This window comes from Mesorhizobium sp. M2C.T.Ca.TU.002.02.1.1, assembly GCF_003997225.1.
This window is the reverse complement of record NZ_RZTO01000216.1, coordinates 1-8,162: the sequence shown is the minus strand read 5'-3', so window position 1 is coordinate 8,162 and position 8,162 is coordinate 1. Positions and strand designations below refer to the sequence as shown.

Below are 8,162 nucleotides of genomic sequence, written 5' to 3'. Positions count from 1 at the left end.
GTGCTACAGCGGCGACACCGGCATCGGCAGCGCCTGCTACCTGCATCTGTGCGCCGCGCTCGGCTGGATCAGGGAACCCAACCAGTCGCTGTTTCGCATGCAGCCGATGGACATCATCGAGGAAGGTCCGTTTACGCCGAAGAACAACACCGTGCCGGTGCCGGAAGGGCATGGCCTCGGGGTCACGCTGTCACGGGAAAGGCTTGCCGCCTGCCACCGCGACTTCGTCGAGAACGGTGCCTGCAACAAATATCACGACCCGGAAAATCCCGGGACCTACCGCAGACTGCCGCTGAATTAGGAGGATGTCGAAAAGCTAGCAGGACTTATCTGGAAAAAGGCGGCCACAAGTCGCCTGGCCGACAGACAATTCATCAAGAAAATCTGACTTTTCCGTCCCAACGAGCGGATGGACCAGTCGGAACCGCATGCTACTGTACATCGACCGATACTGAGTGCCTGGACCGGAGAACTCCATGGAACTCGCAAATTGAATGCACCCGCCAACCACAACAACTGGGGAAAGGGCCTAGACCCATGAGCAAGAACTACCGCATTCTCGATCTCCTCCGCCGCGGGCGTACGCCGCTCGAAAACCACCTCATCGACGGCCTGGTCGACGGCCGCATCAGCCGCCGCGAATTCGTGCGCCACGGCAGCCTGCTCGGCCTGTCGCTGCCGCTGCTCGGCCGCATCGGCATGGCCGCCGGTTTCGGCGCCGCGCCCTCGCTCGCGCGCGCCGGCGCGCCCGGCGCCACCATCCGCGTCGGCAGCAGCGTGCCGGCCGCCGCGATCGACCCGGTCACCATCGCCGACGCCGGCGGCCTGCTCGTCATGCAGCAGGTCGCCGAGTTCCTTTGCGTCGACAGTCCGGACCTCGTTCTGAAGCCGGCGCTGGCCGAGAGCTGGTCGCCCAACACCGACGGCACGGTGTGGACCTTCAAGCTGCGCAAGGGCGTGAAATTCCATTCGGGCGGCGAGATGAAGGCCGACGACGTCGTGGCCAGCATCGACCGTCTCGCCGATCCGGCAAACTCGTCCAACGCGCTGTCGGTGTTCACCGGCATCCTGCAGAAGGGTGCCTCGAAGAAGGTCGACGACTACACCGTCGAATTCCACCTCGACGCGCCGAACGGCAACTTCCCCTACATGCTGTCGTCAGACAACTACAACGCCGTCATCATCCCGGCGAGCTACAAGGGCGGTTACGAACAGAGCTTCGACGGCACCGGGCCGTTCAAGATCGAGAAATACACCCCCAAGGTCGGCGCCTCCTTCGTGCGCAATGACGATTACTGGGGCGAGAAGGCTCTGCCGGACCGCACCGAATTCACCTTCTTCACCGACATCCAGCCACAGATCCTGGCGCTGCAGGGCGGCCAGATCGACATCATCAACCAGATGCCGGTGCTGGCGGGTGTCGCCGTGCTCAACGACCCGAATGTCGACATCATCAGCCTGAAGTCGTCGGCGCATCAGCAGTTGCATATGCATTGCGACGAAGGCCCGACGAAGGATGCCCGCGTGCGCCGCGCCATCGCGCTCTGCCTCGACCGCGAGAAGCTCGCCGCCGGCCTGATGAAGGGACGCTCGGCGCTCGGCAACGACAGCCCGTTCGCCGCCGTCTACCCTTCGACCGACACCAGCGTGCCGCAGCGCAAGCAGGATATCGCCCAGGCCAAGCAGTTGATGGAAGCGGCCGGCCTCGCTCAAGGCTTCAAGATGACGCTGACCACCGAGCGCTACCTGGAAATCCCGGAATACGCCCAGCTCATCCAGAACTGGGTCAAGGAAATCGGCATCGAGCTCGAGCTCAACATCCTCGACCAGAGCGCCTATTACGGCGATGCCGTGTTCGGCAAGTCGAACTGGCTGGATTCGGCGATGGGCATCACCGATTACGGCCACCGCGGCGTGCCCAATGTCTATCTCGCGGCGCCCTTGAAGAGCGACGGCACCTGGAACGCCGCGCATTTCAAGAACAAGGACTACGATCAACTGGCGACAAGCTATATCGCCGCCCTCGATCTCGAGGCGCAGAAGGCCGACGCCGGCAAGATCCAGAAGCTGCTGCTCGAGGAAACGCCGGTGATCTTCGGCTATTTCTACGACTACCTGACGGCGACGGCGAAAGGCGTGGCCGGCGTGCAGCCCACCGCCATGTCGCAGCTGTTCCTCGACAAGGCGTCGAAAGGCTGAGCATGAGGCAAGCGTAATCCCGCAAGCGCCGGCTTCGAAAGGGCTGGCGCTTCGCGGCCAAGCGCGACAGGGTGCCAAGCGCCTTGCCCGTAGATGGCCGTAGCGGGATGATGCGACCGATGGGAACCGCTACCCTGCTCACCACAATGCATTGGGGGACCTACGAGGTCCGCGCCGAGAACGGCCGGCTCGTCGGCGTCGAGCCATGGAGCGGCGATCCTGACCCGTCGCCGATCGGCCGGTCGATGCTCGGCACGGTGCAGGGCGAGTTGCGCGTCGCCCGCCCGGCCATCAGGCGCGGCTGGCTGGAGGGAAACAGGTCCAGCCCGGCAAGCAGGCGCGTCGACGAACCCTTCGTCGAAGTCTCCTGGGAAACCGCGCTCGACATCGTGGCCGCCGAGCTACAGCGCGTCCGCTCGACGCATGGCAACAGCGCGATCTATGCGGGCTCGTATGGATGGGCGAGCGCCGGGCGCTTCCATCATGCGCAGGGCCAGGTCCACCGCTTCCTCAACACGATCGGCGGCTATACCGGCTCGGTGCTGAGCTATTCCTATGGCGCGGCCGAGGTCATCCTGCCGCATGTGTTGGGCGGCACCGACGCGCTGACCGGCAACCACACCACCTGGGACGGGATCGAGCGGCACGCCAAGCTGATCGTCGCCTTTGGCGGGCTGCCGTGGCGCAACACGCAGGTGCAGGGCGGCGGATCGGCGCGGCACGAGGCGTCGGCGGCGTTGCGCAACGCGGTCGCCAACGGCGCGCGGCTCATCAACGTCTCGCCGGTGCGCGACGACGCGCCGCGCGGCGTCGAGACCGAATGGCTGCCGCTGAGGCCGAACAGCGACACCGCCGTGATGCTGGCGCTCTGCCATGTGCTGATCCGCGAGGGACTGCACGACGAGGCGTTCCTGGCGCGCTACTGCACCGGCTTCGACACGGTGCGCGCCTACATACTAGGCCAAAGCGACGGCCAGCCGAAGGACCCGGCGTGGGCGGCGAAACTCAGCGGCGTCGACGCGGCGACGATCGATGCGCTCGCTCGCGACATGGCCGCCAAGCGCACCATGCTGATGGCCAGCTGGTCGCTGCAGCGCGCCGACCATGGCGAGCAGCCCTATTGGGCGGCGATCACGCTGGCCGCGCTGCTTGGGCAGATCGGACTGCCGGGCGGCGGCATCGGCTTCGGCTATTCCTCGACCAACGGCGCCGGCAGGCCGGAGATGGGGTTCCGCTGGCCCTCGGTGCCGCAGGGCAGGAATGCCGTGGCGCATTTCATCCCGGTCGCGCGCATGGCCGACCTGCTGCTCAATCCCGGTGGATCGTTCGACTTCAACGGCGCCAGGCTGACCTATCCCGACATCAGGCTCGTGTACTGGGCCGGCGGCAATCCGTTCCATCACCATCAGGACCTCAACCGCCTGGTCGAAGCCTGGCAGCGGCCCGAGACTGTGATCGTCAACGAGCAATTCTGGACGGCGACGGCGCGTCACGCCGACATCGTGCTGCCGGTGACGACGCCGCTGGAGCGCAACGACCTCGCCTTCTCGAACCGCGAGAACCTCATCGTCGCCATGAAGCAGGCGATCGAGCCGTTCCAGCAGGCGCGCGACGATTTTGCCATCTTCGCCGACCTCGCCGCGCGGCTCGGCACAAGCGAAGCCTTCACCGAAGGACGCGGCGCCGACGAATGGATCCGCCATCTCTACGGCCAGGCGTTAGAGAATGCCAATGCCGCCGGCGTGGAGATGCCGCCCTTCGAGCGCTTCTGGCAGGACGGTTATGCCGAGCTCGCCCGTTCGGTGACGTCGCAGACCTTCCTTGGCGCGTTCCGCGCCGATCCAGAGCGGCATCCGTTGGCCACGCCGTCCGGGCGCATCGAGCTGTTCTCGGCAACGATCGAGTCCTTCAGCTATGACGACTGTCCCGGCCACGCCGTCTGGCGCGAGCCGCGCGAATGGCTCGGCAATGAGAACCTTGCCGAACGGTTTCCCCTGCATCTGCTGTCACCGCAGCCGGCCGACAAGCTGCACAGCCAGTACGACCACGGGTCGGTCAGCCGGGCGAGCAAGGTCGCGGGCCGCGCGCCGCTGCTGATCAATCGCGAGGACGCGGCGGCACGCGGCATCGTGGACGGCGCGGTGGTCAAGGTTTTCAACGAGCGCGGATCGTGCCTCGCCGGCGCCGTGCTCACCGACAGCCTGATCCCCGGCGTCGTGCAACTGCCGACCGGAGCCTGGTTCGACCCGGCACGGCCAGGCGAGCCGGAAGGCCTCGAAAAGCACGGCAATCCGAATGTGCTGACGCCCGACCGCGGTACGTCGCGGCTTGCGCAGTCGCCGACCTGCAATTCGACGCTGGTTCAGGTGTCGCGGTTTACGGGAACCGTTCCGCCCGTGACAGCCTTCGATCCGCCTGCCACTATTGATTTGTCCGATTTGCCCGGCATTTTCGGGCGCAAAGGTCTTTCATAAGGAGACGACGCCATTCCAGCTTTCCTCGTCCGGCGCCTGGCACTGTCGCTCGTCACGCTGTTCCTGCTCAGCGTCATGGTGTTCCTCGGCGGCCAGGTGCTGCCCGGCAATGTCGGGCGTGCCATCCTGGGGCCGTTCGCCGACCAGCGTGCGGTGGATGCGCTGAACCATTCGCTCGGCGTCGACCGGCCGCTGCTCGTCCAATATGGAAGCTGGATCTGGAACTTCCTGCATGGCGACATGGGCACGTCCTATGTGTTCCGCGCGCCGGTGGCGCCCTTCGTCGTCGATGCGCTTGGCAACTCGATGAAGCTGGCGCTGGTCGCCTTCGTGCTGGTGGTGCCGATCGGCATCCTGGGAGGCGTGGTCGCGGCGCTCAATTTCAACCGGCCGCTCGACCGCATCATCAGCCTTGGCGGTTTGTCGGTCACGGTGCTGCCCGAGTTCGTCACCGGCATCATCCTGATCCTGATCTTCGGGGTGTGGCTGCGCTGGCTACCGATCGCCGCCGCCTGGCCGAAGGGCGCCGGCTTCTTCACCCAGCTCTACTACCTCATCTTGCCCTCGCTGCCGCTGTTCCTGGTGCTGTTCGGCTACATCGCGCGCATGGCGCGCTCCGGCATGATCGAGGCGCTCGATTCCGACTATACGAGGACGGCCGTGCTCAAAGGCCTGCCGTGGCGCACGGTGATCTGGCGCCATGTGCTGCGCAACGCGCTGTTGCCGACCATCACCGTCATCGCCACCCAGACCGGCTATCTCATCGGCGGCCTGGTGGTGATCGAGACTTTGTTCCGCTACCAGGGCATCGGCTCGCTGATCTTCACCGCCGCGCGCGGCAAGGACTTTCCGATGCTGGAGGCCGGCATTCTTACCATCGGCATCGTTTATGCGGTGGCGACCTTGGTCGCCGACTTCCTCTATTCCGTGCTCAATCCGCGCATCCGGCTGGGAGCAGAGCAATGAGCACGACCGACACCCCCGTCAGCCTGCCGACGCCCGACACCGCGCAGCGCAGCCCCTGGGGCGAGGTGCTGCATTCGCTGCTGCGGTCCGGTACCTTCCTGACCGGGCTTGCCATCGTCGTCTTCTGGATCGTCTGCGCGCTGTTCGGCCAGCACTTCGTCCCCTACGATCCGCTGGCAAGCGACATCATCGATGCGCTGACGCCGCCGGCGGCCAATCATTGGTTCGGCACCGACCAGCTCGGCCGCGACGTGTTCTCGCGCGTCATTGTCGGCTCGCGCGACATCCTCACCGTGGCGCCGCTCGCGACCATCCTCGCCACCATCGCCGGCACCGCGCTCGGCCTCGTCATCGGCTATTTTCGCGGCATCGTCGACGACATCGTCAGCCGCGTGCTCGAAGCCTTCATGGCGATCCCGGTGGTGATCATCGCGCTGCTCGCCATCGTAGCGCTGGGCACCTCCAAGATCACCGTCATCGTCGTCATCGGCCTGAGCTTCGCGCCGATCATCGCCAGGACGGTGCGTTCGGCGGTGCTGGCCGAACGCGAGCTCGACTATGTGGCCGCGGCAAAGCTGCGCCACGAGGGCGCGCTGCATACGATGTTCGTCGAGATCCTGCCCAACGTCATCCCGCCGATCCTGGTCGAGACGACGGTGCGGCTTGGCTATGCCATCTTCGCGGTCGCGACCCTCTCTTTCATGGGCTTCGGCATCCAGCCGCCGTCGCCCGACTGGGGCCTGTCGATCTCCTCCAATTACGGCATGATCGGCGGCGGCTTCTGGTGGACGGTGCTGTTCGATGCCCTGGCCATCGCCTCGCTGGTGATCGGCGTCAACCTGGTGGCCGACGGCGTGCATGGAGCGCTCAATGACTGAGCCCAAGCAAGCCGCCAACGCACTCGAGCTGAAGGACCTTTCGGTCGCCTATCGCGTCGGCCGCCGCAACCGCGCGGTGCTGCGCAACGTCAACCTGACCATCAAGGCCGGCGAGGCCTACGGGCTGGTCGGCGAATCCGGCTGCGGCAAATCCACCGTCGCGCTTTCGGTGGTGCGCTACCTGCCGCGCAACGGCTCCATCACCGGCGGCTCGATCGCGCTCGACGGCAAGGACGTCATGAAGCTGGATGCGGAGGCGCTCAGGCGGGCCCGCGCCGACAGCGTGTCGATGGTCTACCAGGACCCCGGCAAGGCGCTGAACCCGTCGCTGCGCATCGGCCGCCAGCTGACCGAAATCTTCGAGCTCGCCGGCATTGCCGGACAGGCGGCCGAGGACAAGGCGCTCGCCATGCTGAACCGGGTGCGAATCTCCGACCCGGCAAGCGTCATGCAGCGCTATCCGCATCAGCTCTCCGGCGGCATGCAGCAGCGCGTGGCGATCGCCATGGCCTTGGCCAACGACCCCTCGATGCTGATCCTCGACGAGCCGACCACCGGCCTCGACGCCACGGTCGAGGCGGAGGTGCTCGACCTGATCGGCCAGTTGCGGCGCGAGCTGTCGGCCTCGATCCTGTTCATCAGCCACAACCTCGCCGTCGTCTCCAACATGTGCGACCGCGTCGGCGTGCTCTATGCCGGCATGCTGGTCGAGGAAGGCTCGACCAGGGACGTCTTCAACGATCCGCGCCATCCTTACACGGTGGCGTTGCTGCGCTGCCTGCCGCGCGGCGGCCAGCGCAAGGACCAGGGCCGCCTCGACACCATCCCGGGCTTCCTGCCCGGCATCGGCGCCAACATCGTCGGCTGCGCCTTCGCCGACCGCTGCGCTCTGGCCACCGAACGCTGTCGCGCCGAGCCGCCGCCGCTCTACGAGCTTGGCGACGGCCGCCTGTCGCGCTGCCACTATCACAACAAGGCGCAGTCGCTGCCGCGCGCAACGCCCGCCGAGATCGCCGCCGCCCAGCCTAAGCAGGCGCCGCCTGTGCTGCAGGTCGAAGGGCTGAACAAGACCTATGCCAGCCACGGTCGTCCGCTGCGGGCGGTGAAGGATGTCTCGGTCAGCCTGCGGCCCGGCGAGACGCTCGGCCTGGTCGGCGAATCCGGCAGCGGCAAGACGACCTTCGCGAGGCTTCTGCTCGGCCTTGTCCCGCCGGACGAAGGCGGCTCGATCGAGCTCGAGGGCAAGAAGCTCGCGCCGCGGCTCGCCAGCCGCTCGGAAGACCAGGTCAAGGCGGTGCAGATCGTCTTCCAGAACCCGGACTCCGCGCTCAACCGCTCGCATTCGATCCGGCATATCCTCAGCCGCGCCTTGAAGCAGCTGGGCGGGCTCACCGGCAAGAAACTGGACAACCGCCTGGAAGAGCTGGTCCGCTCGGTGCGGCTCACCGACCGGCACCTGGCGGTCAAGCCGCGCCAGCTCTCGGGCGGGCTGAAGCAGCGCGTGGCGATCGCGCGAGCCTTCGCCGGCGATCCGCGCATCGTGGTGTGCGACGAGCCGACCTCGGCGCTCGACGTCTCGGTGCAGGCGGCGATCCTCAACCTCCTGGCCGACCTGCAGTCGAGACAGGATGTCTCCTACATCTTC

5 protein-coding genes and 1 pseudogene are annotated in these 8,162 nt (G+C 66.4%); all 6 read left to right on the top strand.

Annotation, left to right across the window (positions count from 1 at the left end; genetic code table 11):
• A pseudogene (locus EOD07_RS13965) lies at nt 1-301 on the top strand (chloromuconate cycloisomerase); the annotation flags it as partial.
• 236 nt (nt 302-537) lie between these two features.
• Nucleotides 538-2,199 carry an ABC transporter substrate-binding protein gene (locus EOD07_RS13960; RefSeq protein WP_127235881.1) on the top strand — a complete coding sequence of 554 codons (1,662 nt, stop codon included), beginning with the start codon at nt 538-540 and terminating at the stop codon, nt 2,197-2,199.
• A 119-nt stretch (nt 2,200-2,318) separates the two neighbouring features.
• Nucleotides 2,319-4,673 carry a molybdopterin guanine dinucleotide-containing S/N-oxide reductase gene (locus EOD07_RS13955; protein ID WP_127235880.1) on the top strand — a complete coding sequence of 785 codons (2,355 nt, stop codon included), beginning with the start codon at nt 2,319-2,321 and terminating at the stop codon, nt 4,671-4,673.
• A gap of 12 nt (nt 4,674-4,685) precedes the next feature.
• Nucleotides 4,686-5,639: an ABC transporter permease gene (locus EOD07_RS13950; RefSeq protein ID WP_127235879.1), complete on the top strand. Its 954-nt coding sequence runs from the start codon at nt 4,686-4,688 to the stop codon at nt 5,637-5,639.
• Nucleotides 5,636-6,517 (top strand): ABC transporter permease, encoded by an 882-nt coding sequence (locus tag EOD07_RS13945; protein ID WP_127235878.1) that lies wholly within the window; start codon nt 5,636-5,638, stop codon nt 6,515-6,517. Before EOD07_RS13950 ends, EOD07_RS13945 begins: the two co-directional genes overlap by 4 nt.
• On the top strand, nt 6,510-8,162 hold a 1,653-nt coding region (locus EOD07_RS13940; protein WP_164772237.1), incomplete at its 3' end, for an ABC transporter ATP-binding protein. The genes EOD07_RS13945 and EOD07_RS13940, both read left to right, overlap by 8 nt.

Coding starts and splice junctions, on each gene's coding strand:
- EOD07_RS13960 (WP_127235881.1), top strand. CDS start 538: ATGAGCAAGAACTACCGCATTCTCGATCTCCTCCGCCGCGGGCGTACG.
- EOD07_RS13955 (WP_127235880.1), top strand. CDS start 2,319: ATGGGAACCGCTACCCTGCTCACCACAATGCATTGGGGGACCTACGAG.
- EOD07_RS13945 (WP_127235878.1), top strand. CDS start 5,636: ATGAGCACGACCGACACCCCCGTCAGCCTGCCGACGCCCGACACCGCG.